Annotated in this window: 1 protein-coding gene; it reads right to left on the bottom strand. The window is 57.4% G+C overall.

Annotation, left to right across the window (positions count from 1 at the left end):
- Positions 1 to 216, bottom strand: a 216-nt coding sequence (locus tag EQW76_RS28940; RefSeq protein WP_161991107.1) for an ATP-binding protein, incomplete at both ends; no start/stop codon positions are given.

The following is a 216-nucleotide window of genomic DNA, read 5'->3' as shown; positions in this document are numbered from 1 at the left end:
GGCCTGTCAGGATCAGGTTCTCGTTTGCCTTCAGCCATGCGCCCTGCGCCAAGGACAAGACATTGCGACGATCAAGGCCGCGGTGAGATCTAAAATCGATGTCTTCGATCGAGGCATTGGCAAATCGAAGCTTTGCTGTGGCGAGCCGATTGGTCAGCCGTCGGTCGGTTCGTAGTGCGATCTCGCGGTCGAGCATCAGGCCAAGCCGTTCGTCAA

Source organism: Rhizobium sp. rho-13.1 (assembly GCF_007000305.1).
GTDB lineage: Bacteria > Pseudomonadota > Alphaproteobacteria > Rhizobiales > Rhizobiaceae > Rhizobium > Rhizobium rhododendri.
The sequence above is the reverse complement of the archived record's forward strand: the minus strand, read 5'-3'. Positions and strand labels throughout refer to the sequence as shown.